Annotated in this window: 13 protein-coding genes; 8 read left to right on the top strand and 5 right to left on the bottom strand. The window is 57.0% G+C overall.

Annotation, left to right across the window (positions count from 1 at the left end; all coding sequences use genetic code 11):
• Window positions 1-48 precede the first annotated feature (48 nt).
• A complete protein-coding gene (locus KORLAC_RS02950) occupies window positions 49-1560 on the top strand; it encodes a UbiD family decarboxylase (protein ID WP_068302677.1) in 1512 nt (503 codons plus the stop codon).
• A gap of 369 nt (window positions 1561-1929) precedes the next feature.
• A complete protein-coding gene (locus tag KORLAC_RS02945) occupies window positions 1930-4119 on the top strand; it encodes a toll/interleukin-1 receptor domain-containing protein (RefSeq protein ID WP_068302674.1) in 2190 nt (729 codons plus the stop codon).
• Window positions 4120-4168: 49 nt separating this feature from the next.
• Here KORLAC_RS02945 and KORLAC_RS02940 read toward each other — a convergent pair whose 3' ends face one another.
• Entirely contained in the window at window positions 4169-5854 is a 1686-nt protein-coding gene (locus KORLAC_RS02940) for a U32 family peptidase (RefSeq protein ID WP_206594844.1), read from the bottom strand.
• A 165-nt stretch (window positions 5855-6019) separates the two neighbouring features.
• On the opposite strand from KORLAC_RS02940, the gene KORLAC_RS02935 reads away from it, so the two are divergent.
• The 4 genes from KORLAC_RS02935 (at window position 6020) to KORLAC_RS02920 (ending at window position 11473) form a co-directional block, all read left to right on the top strand.
• Window positions 6020-6910, top strand: coding sequence for a dienelactone hydrolase family protein (locus KORLAC_RS02935; protein ID WP_068302670.1), 891 nt, complete (start codon window positions 6020-6022; stop codon window positions 6908-6910).
• Window positions 6911-7008: 98 nt separating this feature from the next.
• Entirely contained in the window at window positions 7009-8352 is a 1344-nt protein-coding gene (locus KORLAC_RS02930; protein ID WP_068302669.1) for a TldD/PmbA family protein, read from the top strand.
• Between the two features lie 29 nt (window positions 8353-8381).
• Window positions 8382-9236 (top strand): 3'(2'),5'-bisphosphate nucleotidase CysQ, encoded by an 855-nt coding sequence (locus KORLAC_RS02925; RefSeq protein WP_068302667.1) that lies wholly within the window; start codon window positions 8382-8384, stop codon window positions 9234-9236.
• Between the two features lie 134 nt (window positions 9237-9370).
• Complete coding sequence (locus tag KORLAC_RS02920; RefSeq protein ID WP_160328585.1) at window positions 9371-11473, top strand: tetratricopeptide repeat-containing sensor histidine kinase; 2103 nt, start codon at window positions 9371-9373, stop codon at window positions 11471-11473.
• Between the two features lie 9 nt (window positions 11474-11482).
• On the opposite strand, the gene KORLAC_RS02915 is transcribed toward KORLAC_RS02920, so the two are convergent.
• From KORLAC_RS02915 to xseA, 3 genes are read right to left on the bottom strand one after another with little or no spacing between them, the layout of a single operon-like run.
• Window positions 11483-12166: a TorF family putative porin gene (locus KORLAC_RS02915; protein WP_068302663.1), complete on the bottom strand. Its 684-nt coding sequence runs from the start codon at window positions 12164-12166 to the stop codon at window positions 11483-11485.
• 3 nt (window positions 12167-12169) lie between these two features.
• Complete coding sequence (locus KORLAC_RS02910) at window positions 12170-12991, bottom strand: M23 family metallopeptidase (RefSeq protein ID WP_068302661.1); 822 nt, start codon at window positions 12989-12991, stop codon at window positions 12170-12172.
• 55 nt (window positions 12992-13046) lie between these two features.
• A complete protein-coding gene (xseA, locus tag KORLAC_RS02905; RefSeq protein ID WP_068302655.1) occupies window positions 13047-14519 on the bottom strand; it encodes an exodeoxyribonuclease VII large subunit in 1473 nt (490 codons plus the stop codon).
• 124 nt (window positions 14520-14643) lie between these two features.
• On the opposite strand from xseA, the gene purD reads away from it, so the two are divergent.
• Window positions 14644-15927, top strand: a complete 1284-nt coding sequence (gene purD / locus KORLAC_RS02900) for a phosphoribosylamine--glycine ligase (RefSeq protein ID WP_068302653.1) — start codon at window positions 14644-14646, stop codon at window positions 15925-15927.
• A 127-nt stretch (window positions 15928-16054) separates the two neighbouring features.
• Window positions 16055-17161 carry a serine hydrolase domain-containing protein gene (locus KORLAC_RS02895; protein WP_068302651.1) on the top strand — a complete coding sequence of 369 codons (1107 nt, stop codon included), beginning with the start codon at window positions 16055-16057 and terminating at the stop codon, window positions 17159-17161.
• Window positions 17162-17245: 84 nt separating this feature from the next.
• On the opposite strand, the gene KORLAC_RS02890 is transcribed toward KORLAC_RS02895, so the two are convergent.
• Window positions 17246-18766, bottom strand: coding sequence for a PAS domain-containing sensor histidine kinase (locus KORLAC_RS02890; RefSeq protein ID WP_068302648.1), 1521 nt, complete (start codon window positions 18764-18766; stop codon window positions 17246-17248).
• Between the last annotated feature and the right edge of the window lie 104 nt (window positions 18767-18870).

Raw genomic sequence — 18870 nt, 5'->3', positions numbered from 1 at the left:
AAAAAAACACCATAGCGCCTGTCGCGCGGCTTCGCTATAAGCCCTTGTATGGCTTACGATTCGCTCAGAGATTTCATTGACCGGCTAGAGGCCGAGGGACGCCTTGTGCGCGTCAGGGAACCCGTCTCCACCGAACTGGAGATGACGGAGATCCAAACGCGCGTGCTGCATGCGGGCGGCCCTGCCCTCCTCTTTGAAAATGTCGTGAACGAACGCGGCGAAAAAGCCGACATGCCGGTTCTGGTGAACCTATTCGGTACCGTTGAGCGCGTGGCCTGGGGCATGAACCGGGAACCGCATGAACTGCGGGAAGTGGGCGAAACGCTGGCATTCCTGAGGCAGCCTGAGCCGCCACGTGGCATCAAGGACGCCATCAGCCTGCTGCCGCTGGCCAAGCAGGTTCTGTCCATGAAGCCCAAGAAGGTCAAGAAAGCGCCGGTGCAGGAAGTAGTACTGACAGGCGACGATATCGACCTGGACAGGCTGCCCATCCAGACCTGCTGGCCGGGCGAGCCTGCGCCCCTCATTACCTGGCCACTAGTGGTCACCAAAGGCCCGTCCGACAAGGCCCAGGACAATTATAACCTGGGCATCTACCGGATGCAGAAACTCTCGAAGAACCAGACGCTGATGCGCTGGCTGAAGCACCGAGGCGGTGCCCAGCAGTATCAGCGCTGGAAAGACGAAAAGCGCGAGCCTGTGCCCGCCGCCGTGGTCATCGGCGCGGACCCAGGCACCATTCTGGCGGCTGTGACGCCCGTGCCCGATACGCTCAGCGAATATCAGTTCGCAGGGCTCCTGCGCGGCAAGAAAGTACCGCTGGTGGACTGCAAGACTGTGCCGCTGCAGGTGCCTGCAACCGCTGAGATCGTGCTTGAAGGCTATGTCAGCCTGGATGATTACCGCGATGAAGGCCCGTATGGTGACCACACCGGCTATTATAACAGCGTGGAGAAATTCCCGGTCTTTACCATCACAGCCATCACCATGCGGAAAGACCCGATTTACCTGTCGACCTATACCGGCAGACCACCGGACGAGCCTGCGATCCTGGGCGAGGCGCTGAATGAAGTGTTTATCCCGCTCCTCCAACAGCAGTTCCCTGAAATTACGGATTTCTGGCTGCCCCCCGAAGGCTGCAGCTACCGCATCGCGGTTGTCAGCATCAAGAAAGCCTATGCCGGCCACGCCAAGCGCGTGATGCAGGGCGTGTGGTCCTTTCTCAGGCAGTTTGTCTACACCAAGTTCGTGATTGTGGTGGACGATGATATTGATGCGCGGGACTGGAAAGACGTGATGTGGGCGATCAGTACCCGCATGGACCCGGTGCGCGATATCGTAACGGTTGAGAACACGCCGATCGACTATCTGGATTTCGCGTCGCCAGAGTCCGGCCTGGGCGGCAAGTTGGGTATGGACGCCACCAACAAGGTGGGCAATGAAACCCACCGCGAATGGGGCACCGAGATTTACATGGAAGACAAGGTGATCGACAAGGTCGACGCCATTTGGGAAAGCCTGGGCATCCCCGGCGAGAACCCGAAAATCTGGAAGAAATAGCGCCCGGTCTTGCAGCTTCTGATTAGCGTCCTGTCGGGTGCCATTCCAGGAGATTCTCCCGCAAGCCGGTTTCCGTTGGCACACCCGTCGCGTAGAACCGCCATATACCGTTTTATACACACCAATAGATTATCTTGATTCACGCTTTCCGACATTTCAGGAAAAGCAGCAGAAACTCAGGTAAAATTTTAGGTAAACAGACAACCAAACCTCAACGCCGCAGAAAACGGCCATTTGGGACGCAATCCTGAATTGAGCCACACCTCGCAATCTGGCAACAATAACAATCATTGGCCCTGAAATGGCCGCAGTGGTTGTTTTTTATATATTTACGACCGACATATGAATATGCACGAGTGTGGGGGTGCTATGTCCGTTACAGAATTCAGGTACAAGGCTTTCATCAGCTATAGCCATGCTGATAAAGCCTGGGCTGAATGGCTCTTGAAATCGCTGGAATCCTATCGCATTCCAAAAAACCTTGTTGGTCGCGCGACCGAAATTGGAGAGGTTCCAGCGCGTTTGGCACCCATCTTCAGAGATCGGGACGAGTTGCCTGCTGCTCACCGGCTGACCGACAGGCTTTTTGAAGCCCTGAGAGCATCTGAATTTCTGATTGTCCTGTGTTCACCCAACTCAGCCAAGTCAAAGCTAGTGAACCGGGAAATCATTGAATTTAAAAAGACCCACGGTGACGGGCGCATCCTGTGCATGATTGTAGACGGGGTGCCGTTCGCAGATGACCCGGAAAAGGAATGCTTCCCCGAAGCCCTCCTGCACAGCTTCCGCGCTGATGGCAGTCGGGGCGGCCTGTCAGCGGAAGGCCTGGCGGCAGACATCCGCGCTGAAGGCGATGGCAGATCCATGGGCCTACTGAAAATCGTCGCCGGTTTGATCGGCGTGGGGTTAAACGATCTCGTTCGCCGCGACGAACAGCGTCGACAGAGAAACATGATTGCGGTGGCAGCAGCCTCGATTGTCGGGATGTCAGTTATGGGAGCCCTGACATATGAGGCGTCAACGGCACGCGACGCTGCAAAACAAGCGCAAAAGCTCGCGGAAGCTAAAACACAAGAAGCTATCACCAACAAGAACGACGTTGAAGATCTGCTGAAATTCATGATGAGCGAATCCTATTATTCTCTGCTGGCGGCAGGAGAGCTGAGCGCGGCAGAAAATCTCACACGTAAGACAGTAGAGTTTTTCAAAAACAAGGACTTGAACTCTCTGAGCGACGAAGGGTTTTCCCGAATGACCGGGTCCATGCTAAAGCTGGGGCAGACTCTGGACAGGAAGGGGGAAAGCGATCGAGCAAAAGAAATGTTCGACAAGACCCTGGTTGTGTCTCGGCGATATTACGAGCATCACCCAATGCGGGAAGCCGCAATTTTTCGGCTGCAAAACAACCTCTTTTTTACTGGCTATCTGGCCCTCCGGCAGGGTCATTTCGTGGATGCTGAACGAGATTATCGGGAAAGATTGGCACTGATAAGGAAATATCGGGCAAATACCAGTCAATATGTTCCCGGCGACGCAGCGCACCTGTACATTCCTACAGTATGGCTTGAACGGGAGGCTGACGCATTAATGGGCCTGGCATCTCTGCTTGCCGGCCCTCTAGGGAACCTGACAGAAGCCTTACCTATGCATGCGAGAAGCGTTGAATTGCATAAACAGATCGCATCTCTTCGAGAGAATGACAATGATTCCCTGACTAATTTGGCCAGTGCATACCACTATGCAGGGCACACCTATGTGAACGCCGGCGAATTTGAAATGGCAGAAGACGCCTTCAAGGCACGGCTGAGCCTGTATGATGAGTTGACAACCCGCGACCCCGAAAACTATCGCATTTATCGACGATATTTGATTTCTCTGGAGAATCTGGGAAGCCTTGCCCGTATCCGGGGCGACCTCTCTGAAGCCCTGTCTTTCCAGAAAGCTGCTGCCGAAGGGTATGACATCCTGGTGGCAAAGGATCCGGAAAATACCATGTGGCTTGGCAATTCTGCGCAAGCTTACTATGAACTCGCCAATATGGCGCTGCAATTGGAGCAGGTACCTCTTGCAACACACGCTCTGAAAAAGAGTAAAGCTCAGATTACAGAGGCGCTGGAGAGAGATAATAGCCGGACCATCCGGCGCTTGACCAGCTACCGCGTGGCCGTTCTTGAGGCCGAGCTGTTGGTACGTGGAGGTAACACTGCAGACGCTCAAGCACTCCTTGCGAAAACCATCACGGCACTGGACCATGAATCGGACGGATACTTACGTTCGAATGGGGCGCTGACACAATATGCTAATACCCATCTGGCCCAAGGAAAACTGCTGGCAGAATCCGGCCAGATGGAAGCCGCAAGAATGGTTTGGAGCAAGGCCATGAACGCCTTGGAAACCACAACTGCCACCCTCTCTCCTGACGGCAAAAGCAAGCTGGCACAAATCTATACCGCTATGGGCGACCAGGGGAAGGCTGAACACCTTCTCGCTCAACTGGACGGTATCGGATTTCGAGATAGTTCTGCTCGATATTTTTCGGAAACAAGCGGCAGCGAATAAGGTCTCAGGCCGCGGACTGGCCTTTATGGGGCAGGCCTTCCTGGGCGCCTTATATAGCCTCAAGGGCAGCGATGTCTTCGTCTGTCAGTTTGCGGGCCAGCATCTCGCCTTGCTTCTTCTTCGCAAGAATGTCTCTGGCCTTGGCATATTTGTCGTCATGCCAGAACACAAGACAACCATTGCAGCCCTTGCCGCAGCATCCTTCCGTGCCCCGACGAGGAGTCCGTAGCCTAAGCTCCGACCGGCGATCGTCCAGCGCGTCCTGCAGCGTCAAACGCTTCGTCTCATAAACGGCGGCGTTGCCCCGGCCCTGTTCAAGCGCCTGGGCTTCTGCGTCCAGCTTCAACCGCGCCCACTGGTCTTCCGTCAACGCCTTTTCTTTCCTGAGGACCGTCATGGGCGGGAAATCAGCCTTCAGGCTTTCCGCCGTTTCCTGATCAAACAGGCTGAACGGCAGGCGAATGAGTGGCGTGTTGCCGGCATGGACCTCTGTGGTAACCTTGCCGTTGGCCGCATTCTCATAATCATAGATCCGAAGCAGCATCGGCTCGCGCGCGCTGGGCGGCACAAACTCGACCACGTCGCCCGCCACCAGCTTATTCTTCACCTTGACGATAAAGGCGTCATCAGTGACGTCCTCGATCAGGCCTGCATATTCATGGTCCGCAAGCGTATAGGTATCCTCAAACCCGTGGGCATAGTTGGTCAGCCGCCCGTCATGGAATGCCATCGTATAGCCGCGCGATGGTACTGTGCTCAATTCTTTCATGTAAGGGTCAGCGGACCAACCCTCGGGGTCATCGTACCAGGCGTCGATGGCCATACGGTAAGCCCGCGCCACCATGGCCACATAGTAAGGGCTTTTGCCCCGGCCTTCGACCTTCAGGCTGTCCACACCGATGCTCAAAAGATCATTCAGCTTCGGCATGATACAGAGGTCTTTACTGTTCAGAATGTAGGTGCCGCGCTGGTCTTCCTCGATGGGCAGCAGGTCGCCCGGGCGATATTCCTCTTCGATCAGGAACTCAAACAGCTCCAGATTCTCTTCCGACAGAGGCAGCTCCTTCACCGTGCCGTCCTTCAGCCGCATATGCACCTTGTATTTCCAGCGGCAAGAATTGGCGCACGCACCCTGGTTGGCGCCGCGTTCCGCCATGAAGTTCGACAGCATACAGCGCCCCGAATAGGTCATGCACATGCTGCCGTGAACAAAGGCCTCAAGCTTGATATCCGGGCATCTTTCACGGATTTCCTTAAGTTCCTCGAATGACACCTCACGCCCGAGCACCACCAGCCCCGCGCCCAGGTCTTCCCAGAATTTCACTGACTGCCACGAACACACATTCGCCTGCGTGGAGATATGAAGTTCGAGCTCCGGCGCCTGGTCGTTCACAAACATGAACACGCCCGGGTCGGCCACGATCAGACCGTCAGGCGCCACCTTGCGGACGGTTTCCAGATACTGTGGTAGTTTGGTGATGTCCTTGTTGTGCGAGAACAGATTGAGCGTCAGGTAGACGCGCTTGCCGTGCGCATGTGCAAACTCCACACCCTCCACGACATCCTCAAGCGAGAAGGCAGACTTGGTGCGCAGGCTCATGTCCGGCGTGCCCAGGTAAACCGCGTCCGCGCCATATAGCACAGCGGCTTTCAGCTTCTCCAGGTTACCCGCAGGCATCAACAGTTCGGACCGGCGCCCGGATGCTGTTTTGTTCACGATCATTTGTTCGGTCATTACCTTCACTCGCACTTGTGCCTAACGGCCAATTTGGCCGGGTCATACGCCATTTCCCGCTAATTTTCCAGTCTTATGGCTGATCCAGCCACCCACGCGACACCGTACCGCACCTTGGTGAAGTTATGGTAAGCTGGGCACAATTTCAGGGGACAGGAGGACGTCATGGTCAACACTCGCACAACGCCACCGCAAGCAGCATTGGACCTTTATGACAAATATGCCCACGGCTTTATTGATCGCCGCACCTTCATGGCACGTCTTGGCCGTCTGGCGATTGGCGGCCTGACCGTGGCAGCGCTGGCTAACAGCCTCATGCCCAACTATGCGCTGGCGGAACAGGTAAAGCCCGATGATCCGCGCATTGTGGGCGAAGATGTGCCCTACCCGTCCCCTATGGGCGCGGGTGACATGATGGGCTATCTGGTGCGCCCGGTGGACGCCAGCGACATGAACAAGCGCCCGGGCGTGGTGGTGATCCATGAAAATCGTGGCCTGAACCCTTATATCCGTGACGTGGCCCGGCGCGTGGCCACCGCGGGCTATATCGCATTCGCGCCCGATGCGCTTTACCCCCTTGGCGGTTACCCCGGCAATGACGACGATGGCCGCACCATGCAGCGCCAGCGCGACCGCGACAAGATGGTCGAGGACTTCAAAGCAGCCGTTGGCTTCCTTCAGGCGCACCCCAATTGCACGGGCAATGTGGGCTGCGTGGGCTTCTGCTTTGGCGGCAGCGTATCAAACAGGCTGGCCGCAGAGCTGCCGACGCTCAAAGCCGCCGTGCCCTTCTATGGCGGCGGTGTACCAGCCGAGGCAGTGCCGAGCATCAATGCCCCGCTCATGATTCATCTTGGCGAACTGGACACGCGCGTGAATGCGGGCTGGCCCGATTATGAGGCGGCGCTGAAGGCCAATGGCAAGGCGTACAAGATGCATATGTACGCAGGTGCCAACCACGGCTTTCACAATGACACCACAGCCCGCTATGACCCTGAAGCTGCCGAACTGGCCTGGACCCGCACGCTGGCATTTTTCGAGAAGCATCTATCCTGAGGTTTTGATGGCAGCCAAGCCAGAACAACATTGAACACCAGCGCTTTCTATGGCTTATTGGCGTCCATGTTTTTACAGGCTTTTTCCAAGGACTTTTCATGACCGACACTACCCTCAACCTGCTTCAGGACCTTGTCACGAATGCGATAAAGGCCGGTGCCGATGCTGCCGACGCCGTTGCGGTCGACGCCCGGTCAAAAAGCGTGTCCTGGCGCGAAGGCAACTTGGAGGATGTGGACGGGTCTGAGGGCGAGGACATCGGCCTTCGTGTCATGATTGGTAAAAAGCAGGCGATGGTGTCCACCAGTGACCGCCGGCCGGCCGCCCTGAAAGCCCTTGTTGAGCGCACCATCACCATGTCCAAAGCTGTGCCTGAGGATGCCTACTGCGGCCTGGCACCGGAAGACAGGCTGCACACCGGCCCGATGGCAGAGCTGGACCTTTTTGACAGCACAGAAGTCTCGGCGGAACAACTGACCGACCTGGCGCGCGAAGCCGAGGATGCCACAAGGGCGGTCGAAGGCGTGACCAACTCATCTGGTGCGGGCGCAAGCGCCAGCAGCTGGGCCATCTCTCTCGTCACAAGCCACGGCTTCTCAGGCCACTATCAGGGTTCCAGCTTCTCCATTTCCTCCTCCGCCGTCGCGGGTGAGGGCACGGGCATGGAGCGTGACTATGAATTCACGTCGGCCCGCCATTTTAGTGACCTTGAAAGCGCTTCCTGGGTGGGCACAGAAGCGGGCGAGCGTGCCGTGAAGCGGCTGGGTGCTGCCAAAATGGCCAGCGGGCAGATGCCTGTTGTCTATGACCCTCGTTGGTCAAAGTCTTTTCTCAATCACCTGTCAGGCGCCATCAACGGTGGCTCCATCGCACGGAAAAGCAGCTTCCTGCAGGACAAGATGGGCGAACAGATATTCGCGCCTGGCATCACTATCATTGATGACCCACTGAAGATGCGTGGCCTCAGTTCCCGCATGTTTGATGGCGAAGGTGTCAGTGTGCATAAATGCGCCATTGTGGAGGACGGCATCCTGCAAACTTGGATGCTGAATTCTGCCACCGCGCGCCAATTGGGCCTTGAGGTAACAGGGCACGCCAGCCGCGGCACGTCCTCTGCCCCCGGCATTTCGCACAGCAACCTCTATATGGCACCAGGCGAGCTGAGCCCTTCGGAGCTGATCGCCGACATCAAGGACGGCGTATATATCACCGAGCTGATTGGCATGGGTGTGAACGGCGTGACAGGCGACTATAGCCGCGGTGCCGCGGGCTTCCGTATCAGGAACGGCGAACTGGCTGAGCCAGTCAGCGAATTCACCATTGCCGGCAACCTTAAGGAAATGTTCAGGCATCTTGTGCCAGCATCAGACTTGTCATTCCGGTACGGCATCAACGCGCCGACCCTCCGGGTTGAAGGAATGACAGTCGCGGGGGCGGGATAAACCAGGCCTAGGCCGAACCGAGACAGAGTGTGAGCACGAGTAGCGAACCATTTGATGAAGAGACCTGTCCGTGGGACCGCGCGGACGACGCCAAGCTTGTCCGGTCTGTGACCGAAGAGGCGGGCCGGATCGCCCTATCCTATTTTGCGCGCGATTGCCACGCCTGGGACAAATCCCCGAACAATCCGGTATCCGAAGCCGACATGGCCGTGGACGAATTCCTGCGCACCACCCTGATGCAGAACCGCACAGGCTATGGCTGGCTATCTGAAGAAACCGAAGATCACCCTGAGCGCCTCCGCTGTGGCCGCCTGTGGGTGGTTGACCCGATCGACGGCACCCGCAGCTTTCTTGAAAACGGCGAAGACTGGGGCATTTCAGTCGCGCTCGTGCAGGATCAGAAACCCATTCTTGCGGCCTTTTATGCACCGGTCAAAGACGCCTTTTATTTCGCAGAACAGGGCCGCGGTGCCACAAAAAACGGCCTGAACATCAATGTCAGCGGCCAATCTGACCTGACAGTTGCCCGCATGATGGGAGACCCGGGCGCCTTCAAATCAGAAAAGATCTGGCCGGAACCCTGGCCAAAGACCATGCACACCGAGCAGGCCAATTCAATCGCTCTCAGGATATGCCAGATCGCCGATGGCCAGTTTGACTGTTGCGTGACCTTGAGGCCCAAAAACGATTGGGACGTCGCCGCAGCTGACCTGATCCTAGCAGAAGCTGGTGGGCAGTTGACAACGGGCACCGGCCGAAGCCTGCTGTTCAACCGCAAACGCCCGCTGCATGACCATATCGTGGCCAGTACGCCGGAGCTTCGCAGTGCTATCATGGACAGGGTTGAACCTGCCCTTGCCGCCTGGCGCCATGTCGCGGCCTGAGGCGCTAATTGTTGCACTGCCGTTAACCTTCAATTTCCTTTTTTAGGTGTATGAAGGTACATATGGCTATTGGGGCCGTAGGGAATTGGTGCTGGATGACTGAATTCTTCTTTAGATCCCTTGTTGGGAAACGCTTGAGCCTCTGGCTTGCAGCGATTGCTGGCGCCATGGTGCTCGCGGTATCTGCCCATGCCACTGGCAAACTGAGCGACGAAGCCCGGGCCCGCGCCGAAACCCTGCTCCCCAAGCTTGTTGCCGCCAAATCATCCGATGCACACCTGCATATCGCCCTCTTGAAAGCGAGGCTGGAAAAGGAACAGGCGCCCAAAGACCGCGCCGAAATCCTGAAGGAACTGATTTTCCATTATATGGATGTCGCCGAACCCGAGGGCCTTGAAAGTGCCGCAGATGATGCGCAGGCTCTGGCTAGGAAACTGAACGACCCGGAACTGAAAATCTATGGCGACCTGGCACAGGCCACCTACCTGTCGCTTATGGGGGAACTATATGAAGCCCGCGACCTGATTAAGGCGACGCGAGACTATGCCCTCTCCATCGATGACGACCTGGGCGTTTTCTTTGCCGATGCAACACTCGCTATCCTCGGTCCGGAACTGGGCAATGTGCTGGAAGGCCTGTCTACCATGTCACAGGCGGCCCAGACACTGCCGGACACACCGCGCGGCAACCGCATGCGCATGATGGCATATCTTGTGCTGGCATACACCTACACAGGCGTCGACGAAATTGATGCGATCATTGAAAACTATAGCAACGCACTGGATGTTTCGGAAAAGGAAGGCATCGCATTCGACCGGGAAAGCGCCCTATTCAATATCGCGTCGTCTTTCAACAACCTGAAAGAAAACCAGCTGGCGAAGCAATACTACAGAGGCCTTGAGAAAGTCATTGAACAAACAGGCAGGGATGCCGGGCATTATTATGTTCTGTTCGGCCTGGCCTGGATCGCCTATGACGAGGAAGACTATCAGGAAAGCATAGACCTGGCGAAGGAAGCGCTTCAGTCCTATTCCAGCGACCCGGGTTTCGATATTTCCTTCTATGACCTGCTGGCCATAAGCTATGCCCGCCTGGGGGACCCGGAAACGGCAAGGTCTTACCAAAAACTGGTGCAGGACTTCTATCGGGATCATCCGGATTACCGGCAGGACGGGCCAAGCGGTCAGGACATGCTGACAAGCGCCTACATCCTGCAGGCCGAAGGCAAATATGAGGAAGCCTTTGAGCTGTTGAATAAAGCCCGCCGGGCCTTGCTCGACAGCCAATTCAAACAGTTTCAGAGCAGCATCACCGATTTGCGCTCGAGCCTTGAAACCATGCTGGCAAAACAACAGGCCGAAGCCGCCCTTGCTGACGCTGAAGAAGCTTATACCCGGCTTGCCATCACGCTGGCACTGCTGGTTGCCATCGCAGCCGTGACCGTGTTGGTCATGCAACATCGCCATAACCGGGCGCTCAAACGCAGCATGCAGCAGGCCGAAGCCGCCAACCAGGCGAAATCAGAATTCCTGGCCAACATGAGCCACGAATTGAGGACACCCCTGAATGCCATTCTTGGCTTCTCCGAGATGATGGAACATGAAGTCTTCGGCAAGCTGGGCGCGCCCCAATATGAGGAATATGTCGACCACATCAACGAAAGCGGCAGGCTCCTGCTGGATATCATCAATGATATCCTGGACCTGTCGAAGGTAGAATCTGGGCGTCTGGTCCTGAAGGAGCAACCGGTCGATATCGACGCGCTTCTGGACGACATTGCCAAACTGATGACCCCAAGGGTAACGGCCAAATCGATCAAGCTGGAGGCCCACGTCCCCTCAGACCTGCCAATCCTTCATGGTGACCGCCGACTGTTCAAGCAGGTCCTTTTGAATGTGCTCAGCAACGCCTCCAAATTCACCAACCACGGTGGCCGCATTGACATGCGCGCGGGTGTTGATGCCAACAATTGCCTGTATGTCGCGGTGGAAGATAACGGCATCGGCATGACACCGGACGAGATTATCATCGCGCTGACACCGTTCGGCCAGGCCGGGTCAACCATGACCCGCAGTCACGAAGGCACAGGCCTTGGCCTGCCCCTCGTGAAAAGCCTGATGGAGTTACACGGCGGCGAGCTCGAGATCGCATCAGAGAAAGGTGTCGGGACAACCGTCACCATGCGTTTCCCGGCATCCCGCACGCTTGCAGCTGTTCGCTCCAAAGCGGTCAGCTAAAGTCGTGACCTAGAAGTAGAAGCGCGCACCGAACACAAGTGCACCTTCGCCCATGTCATGTTCCCGGCCGCTGTCTTCATACATGACACTCAGCTCGACATTTTCGATAAAGGCACTCACTCCCAGCCCCCAGTCCCAGACATTGGACCGGTTTTGCCGCATGTCATAGCCAAGACGGCCAATCAGCGTCAGCTCCGGAATGGACGGGATTGGCACCTCGAGGTCGGAATAAACATAGAAGCTGTCCCTATCCGGATCGCTCCAGCGACCATCAGGCGCATAGGACATACCACCCCTGATGAAGGCCAGGCCGAAATCCCGGGCCATGGTAGCCTTGAACTCTGGGAGGAAGCGGCTGCTGCCATCACCGTGAAAGCTGTCCAGTTCAGCGGAAAAATCATAGATGTAAGTGCCGGTATCCATCTGGTAGCCAGCGTAGAACTCGGCCTTGGTCTTCCCGGCATACCCGTCACCCAGAATACCGCCAACCACGCCACCGTAGAAGCCGCTGTCATGGAAGGCACCCACAGACGCTACGATCACCGGATCCTTGTCTGACAGGCTTAAGCCTCGGTCGCGATAGTCGCTCAACACCCCAACGTAGCCGTCGATCGCCAAACTCGATTCTTCCTGCGCAGTCGCAGCTGTTGATGCCGCCAGCAGAAGCCCAAGGCAGCCAATTGTCTTTTTCATTTTTTATTCCTCGATGCTGTCATTAATCAGAAGTTGCGGGTCAAGCCGCACATCTTTCCAGTTCACGCGCCAGTCCACATGGGGGCCGCTGGCGCGTCCGGTGGCCCCAATGGTGCCGATCAGGTCACCCTGATGCACCCATGTGCCTTCCTTAACATCCACGCTATTCATATGAAACAAGGTGGAAGTCACGCCAAAACCGTGGTCGATGATCACTATGCCGCCCTCGAGAAGGAAATCCGGCACCGCAAGCCTGACGACCCCACCTGCAGGCGCATGAATGGGCGTGCCAGTGGGGCCAGCAATATCCAGCCCGTAATGGGGGCTTCTTGGTTGGCCATTCAAAATGCGCTGGCTGCCATAGAAGCCGGAAAACCGGCCTTCAGCTGGGCGAATAAACCCTCGGGACCAATGCATATTGTCGGCCATATGGCTACGGGCCTCCCGCACCTTGCCGGTCTCGACCTTCCGGCGCTCGCGCCATTCAGGGGGCGGCGTCACGGTCTTGGGCGGCAGGCCCTCTACGCGTTCAATATCAAACTCTCGTTTTTTTATTCTGAGTGTCCGCTCCTCTCGCGTGCCGTCCCGGTGCAGGATCACCAGCGACGCTGTTGGTCCCTCGTCCCGACCAAAACCAAACACAAACTCGCCATTTGGGCCAATCTTGACGGGCTCGCCATTCAGACTGACCTCGCTACCGGGGGAAAGCTGCCCCCAAACCAGGCCACCCTGCACCAGCTTGCCATTGAGCTCAACCGCATGCACCAGCGGCGTCAGCATGGTCAGCAGAAGGGCAACAACGCATATTTGGACAATCTTAATCATGGACCTCTGTTTCTCCGGTGAAGGCGGCAAAAGTTGGGCATCGAGACCCGTTTTTTTAGAGCAGCGACCCTTGCCGGTCGTCGCTGCCAGATGTTTTGGCCTTAGACTTTTTCTTCGGCGCAGGTTTTGGCTTCGGAACCGGTTTTGCGCTATCACCGTCAAGTACCTGCATGTCGCTGGTGCCATCAGCAAAGCGGACAGTTACCTGATCCCCTACCGACAGGTTCGCCGACTTTGAGACCGGTGTGCCGCCTGCGTCTTCAACCAGCGCGAAGCCGCGTTCCAGCACGCGCTCATAGCTCAGGCTATCGAGCATCCTGCCACTTGCCGCCAACCGGGCACCCAGGTCATCCAGTTTGCGGGCATACGCCGGCGTCAACCGGCGGGACGTGCTTTCAAGTTCCTTGCCGCGGAAGCTGACAAGCTGTTTCAGGCGCCCGGCACTCAAGCCGCCTACCAGCCGGTTCAGCTGGATTGATTTCTGCTGCACCGCTGCCACCAGGCCGCGAGGCAGGCGTTCGGACAGGTCATCGAAGCGTTGCTGCGCCAACCCCAATATATCGCGCGGGCTGGGCAGGCCACGGGCCAGGCCCCGCAAACGCTCTTCCCTGTCGCGCAGCATGGATACCTTGAGCCCCGCCAGGCGGCGCCCCAGGTCAGCGACCGTGAAGCGGAGGTCTTCCCGCACTGGAACGGCTTTTTCTGCGGCACCCGTCGGCGTTGGCGCGCGCATATCGGATGCATAATCAATCAGTGTGGTATCGGTTTCGTGCCCCACAGCTGAAATCAGCGGGATGTCGCTGTCTGCTGCCGCGCGCACCACGACTTCTTCGTTGAAGGACCACAGGTCTTCAATTGAGCCGCCACCGCGGGCCACAATCAACAGGTCAGGCCGCGGGATGCCTCGCGTGCCATCAATGGCGTTGAACCCCTTGATAGCGTTCGCCACCTGATCGGCAGCGCCCTCCCCTTGCACCAGCACAGGCCACACCAGCACGTGGCGCGGGAAACGGTCGTTGAGGCGGTGCAGGATATCGCGGATCACAGCACCCGTGGGTGATGTGACAACGCCGATCACCTGCGGCAGGTACGGAATCGGTTTCTTGCGCGTGGGGTCAAACAAGCCCTCAGCCGCCAGTTTCTTCTTACGCTCTTCCAGAAGGGCCATCAGGGCGCCGGCGCCGGCCGGCTCCATATGCTCCACGACCATCTGGTACTTGGACCGCGCCGGGTAGGTCGTCAGCTTGCCGGTACAGATGACCCCCAGCCCGTCTTCGGGTTTGAAAGCAAACCGCCCGGCCACACCGCGCCAGCACACGCCGTCCAGGACGGCCTTATCGTCCTTCAGGGCAAAATACAGATGCCCTGATGCCGGTCGCTTAACGCCAGAAAGCTCCGCCCGCACACGCACATAGCCGAACTGGTCCTCAACCGAGCGCTTCAAGGCGCCAGAAAGCTCCGAAACACTATATTCAAAGACGTTGCGGGCGCCGGATCCTGCGCCTGCTGGCGTGTCGTCATTCGACATTGCCGCGATGCTCCCTTGTTTTTTGTCGCACCCGACTGTTTTATCCCAGTTCAGGCTTGAGTGCTCTGGAACCTATGATACAAGGGGGCAGCCTTCAAGCAACCATCATGTGACTGGATAAAAAATGAACATTCTCGTCATCGGCTCAGGTGGCCGCGAACATGCCCTTTGCTGGAAAATTGCCCAGAGCCCCATGGTGGATACGCTCTATTGTGCGCCCGGCAACGGCGGCATTGCCGATGTGGCTGCTTGTGTGGACCTGAAAGCCACCGACTTCGAAGCTGTGATCAACTTCTGTCGCGAGATGGCAATCGATTTTGTCGTAGTAGGCCCCGAAGACCCGCTGGTGGCGGGCCTTGTGGATGCACTCACGGAAGCCGACATCCTGGCGTTCGGCCCCACCGCAGGTGCGGCACAGCTTGAAGGATCCAAAGGCTTCACCAAGGATGTCTGCGCCAAATATGATATCCCTACTGCCGCTTATGGCCGCTTCAAGACAGCGGGCGACGCCAAAGCCTATGTGGCCGAACAAGGCGCGCCGATTGTGGTCAAGGCTGACGGCTTGGCCGCTGGCAAGGGTGTAATCCTGGCCCAAACGGTTGAAGAAGCCCAGTCTGCCATCGATGAAATCTTTGGCGGTGCCTTTGGTGAAGCAGGTGCTGAGGTTGTGGTCGAAGAATTCCTGACCGGCGAGGAAGCCAGCTTCTTCGTGCTGTGTGACGGCCAAAACACGCTGGCGCTGGCAACCGCGCAGGACCACAAAGCAGTCGGTGAAGGCGACACCGGCCCCAACACTGGCGGCATGGGCGCCTACAGCCCGGCGCCTGTGATGACCGACGATATGTGCGACCGGGTAATGAAGGAAATCATCAATCCAACCGTTAAGGCCATGGCTGATATGGGCCACCCGTTCCGCGGCGTGTTTTTCGCCGGCCTGATGATCACAGCCGACGGCCCGAAACTGATCGAATATAACGTGCGTTTCGGCGACCCGGAATGCCAGGTACTGATGTCGCGCATGAAAAGTGATTTTGTGCCGCTGCTGCTTGCGAGCACCAAGGGCGAACTGGCGGGCTGTACAGCGGAATGGAATGACGACGTGGCCCTGACTGTGGTGATGGCAACCAAGGGCTATCCGGGCAGCTACAAAAAGGGTGATGAACTCAGCGGCCTCAAGGCGGCAGAACGCAAAACGGGTGCCACAGTCTTCCACGCGGGTACCAAGCTTGAAGAAGGTATTCTGGTCGCAAACGGCGGCCGGGTCCTGAACGTAACCGCGCTGGGCGCAAGCGTGACTGAAGCGCAAAAAACAGCCTATGCGGCCGTTGATACAGTGAACTGGCCGGGCGGTTTCTGCCGCCGCGATATCGGATGGCGCGCTGTGGAACGGGAAAAGCAGGCCGGTTGAGTTTTCTCGGTCACGCCCTGATGGTCTACCTCCGTGGCTCCGGTTATTGTTATGCAGGCTTGCTTGACAGGACCCACGCGCACTTAGGAAGACTTCCACACTTGAAATTTTTGGAGGACTTTCTGTGATGCGCCTGTCTGCAATTCACCAATGCCTTGTCGGGCTTATTCTGATGCTTGGGGCCACGAGCCAAGTGACACCACAGGACACCCTGGTGGCTCGCCAACAGTCTCTTGACGCGTTGCTGGCAGACAAAGCGGCGGCTCATGGCATCGTCGGCCAAAGCGTCGCTGTGCTAAAAAATGGTGAACTGGTGGCAACAGCCACGCACGGACAGGCCAGCGTCGAACTCTCTGTCCCAGTGGGTGAAGACACCGTCTTTCAGATGTTCTCTGTCGCCAAGCTCTTTGTAAATACAGTCATGATGCAGTTGATGGAAGCTGGCGATGTCCAAATGGATGCCCCTGTAGCAACCTATCTGCCGAACCTGCCGTCCCAGTGGCAAAAAACAACGGTTCGCCAGCTGTTAACCCATACGTCTGGCCTGCCCGACTACTATCACTGGCCCAATCCAACCCCCGAAAACGAAGACACTGCTATTGCGCTTGCCGCAAAGGGCGAGTTTGTTTTCACGCCAAATACGGACTACCGCTATAATCAAACCAACTATCTGCTGCTAAAACAGATCATTGAAACCATCACAGGCCAATCATTTAGTGAGGTCATGCAAGGGCGCATGATGGACCCTGCGGGCCTCACCCAAACTCGCTATGGCGGGGAATATGCCGTTGTACCGAACCGTGCCCGCACTTACTTCGCGGGCGAAAATGGCCTGTTATTGAATGGCCCGATTTTCCAGCCTGACTATATGTTCGCTAGCACTGGTCTGAACAGTTCAGCGCCAGATATGGTGCTGTGGACCAAAGCCCTGCTTGACGGCAAGTTCCTGCCACCTGAACGCCTGCAACATTATTGGCAGACACAGGATCTTGCGAACGGCAAACTTGGCGGCTTTGCCGCCGGCTGGGAATATTGGGAAACTGAAAGCTTCCGGATCGTGGGCCATGGCGGTGGCAACCGGGTGGATGTTCGGCATTTCATCAGCAAGACATCCGGCGACACCATAAGCGTGATCTATCTGACCAACGGGGCCTCCACTAATTTCTGGCCCGGCAGCATATCCACGGCCATCGCGGAAAGGTGGATGCCCGGTGTCTCAAGTTGGTTGAACTAGACAGCGTCGATCCAAGGCACGCGCCCATACACACAAAAGCCAGCTCCCTGAGCTGGCTTTTTCATTGCCTTTAATTCCGGCGACTTAATCGTCCTGGTCGTCTTTCGCGCGCACCTTGAATGGGGGGAACACGATGGAAACACGGGTACCGACCCCCGGTTGGCTGTCGATGGTCATGGTGGCGCTCAGCTTTTCGGCGAACGCAGAGATCAGCGGCAGGCCAAGGCCCGAGCCTTCGTGCCGTCGGCTGAGGCTGCTGTCCACCTGCCCGAACGGACGCTTGGCGATCTTGATCTCTTCCGCTGTCATCCCGATGCCGGTGTCTTCGACGCTCAGGCACAAGCCGCCTGTGGCTGTCTTCTCCAACTTCATCGACACAGAACCGCCAGGTTCCGTGAACTTGATGGCATTCGAAAGAAGATTCAGCGCGATCTGTTTGATCAGCCGGTCATCGGCCTCGATCAGGATGTCATCGTCGAAAGCATAACTCAGCTTCAAGTTGGCCTCGCGGGCGCGCTGCTGCACCAGATTGATGCACATTTCGAGATTCTCAAGCGGGTCAACCCAACTGAGGTAAGCTTCAAGCCGCCCGGCCTCCACTTTCGACAAATCCAGAATGTCATTGATAATGGACAAGAGATGCGTGCCGCTTTCGTGGATATCGCGGGCATATTCGGCATAGCGCGGCGTCCCCAAAGGACCGATCATCTCTTCCTTGATAATTTCCGCAAAACCAAGGATGGCGTTCAAAGGCGTTCTGAGCTCATGGCTCATGTTCGCGAGGAACTCAGACTTTGCGCGGTTGGCAAGTTCAGCCGAATCTTTGCTGCGCTGAAGTTCCTGGGCCTGCGTCAGGTCTTCGGTCACGTCGCGCCCAATCATCAACAACATCGGCTCCTCATCGCGTTCGATTTTCTGTGCGAACAATCGGAAATGGCGGATCAGGTTGCCGCGTGTCCTGACAGTCGTCGGCACATCCGTCATTGAAGCGTTCATCTTCAGCTCTTCGACGAAACGGCCCAGAAAAGTGGTATCTGCCCAGATATCCAGATCAGCTGATGTTTTGCCAATCACATCGTCGCGCCTGCGACCGAATACATTCAGGAATGCCGGGTTCACATCGAGTATCTTGCCGTCTACCAGGCTGGAGATGATCATCACCTCCGGCGTCAGGTTAAAGATATTGCGGAATTTGCGCTCTGACTGGGCATAGGCTTGCTCAGTCTCTCGCTGGTCGGTGATGTCTGTCAGAGATGCCGTGACAGCGGGTTCGCCTTCCCAGATGATCTGGGCGGCCCGGAAAGTGCACCAGCGCACTTCCCCATCAGCCCGCATGACCCTGGCGTCATAGCTTTCCGGGGCGTCGCCGCCGTCGATACGGTTGGCGTAATAGTCTTCGATCCGTTTATAGTCCTCGGGGTGCAGCCAATGTTTCATCGGCTCTTTGAGCATCTCGCTTTTTGGGCCATCGAACGCCATCAGACGACGCAGGGCTTCGTTGACGAACAACACTTTTTCGCCGCGACGTACAATCACGCCTTCCGTCAGCAGGTCCATCACCGCCGGAAGGTCGGCTGACGACGGCACATCTTGGTCTGCGTCCAAGCTCTGGCCCCTTTTGCTCTGAAAACTCGTTCCCACTGCGAATCCCCACATCTGATTCATAGGAAATCATAGATTCAGGGCAGGAAATTGCAATGACAATGGTG

The organism is Kordiimonas lacus (assembly GCF_001550055.1).
Taxonomy (GTDB): domain Bacteria; phylum Pseudomonadota; class Alphaproteobacteria; order Sphingomonadales; family Kordiimonadaceae; genus Kordiimonas; species Kordiimonas lacus.
This window is presented reverse-complemented; position numbering and strand designations above follow the sequence as displayed.

Bases quoted from the DNA above. Each gene is read 5' to 3' on its own strand.
- KORLAC_RS02910 (WP_068302661.1), bottom strand. From the start codon at position 12,991: ATGATTAAGATTGTCCAAATATGCGTTGTTGCCCTTCTGCTGACCATG.
- KORLAC_RS02935 (WP_068302670.1), top strand. From the start codon at position 6,020: ATGGTCAACACTCGCACAACGCCACCGCAAGCAGCATTGGACCTTTAT.
- KORLAC_RS02945 (WP_068302674.1), top strand. From the start codon at position 1,930: ATGTCCGTTACAGAATTCAGGTACAAGGCTTTCATCAGCTATAGCCAT.
- KORLAC_RS02950 (WP_068302677.1), top strand. From the start codon at position 49: ATGGCTTACGATTCGCTCAGAGATTTCATTGACCGGCTAGAGGCCGAG.
- xseA (WP_068302655.1), bottom strand. From the start codon at position 14,519: ATGTCGAATGACGACACGCCAGCAGGCGCAGGATCCGGCGCCCGCAAC.
- KORLAC_RS02915 (WP_068302663.1), bottom strand. From the start codon at position 12,166: ATGAAAAAGACAATTGGCTGCCTTGGGCTTCTGCTGGCGGCATCAACA.
- KORLAC_RS02940 (WP_206594844.1), bottom strand. From the start codon at position 5,854: ATGACCGAACAAATGATCGTGAACAAAACAGCATCCGGGCGCCGGTCC.
- KORLAC_RS02895 (WP_068302651.1), top strand. From the start codon at position 16,055: ATGCGCCTGTCTGCAATTCACCAATGCCTTGTCGGGCTTATTCTGATG.
- KORLAC_RS02930 (WP_068302669.1), top strand. From the start codon at position 7,009: ATGACCGACACTACCCTCAACCTGCTTCAGGACCTTGTCACGAATGCG.
- purD (WP_068302653.1), top strand. From the start codon at position 14,644: ATGAACATTCTCGTCATCGGCTCAGGTGGCCGCGAACATGCCCTTTGC.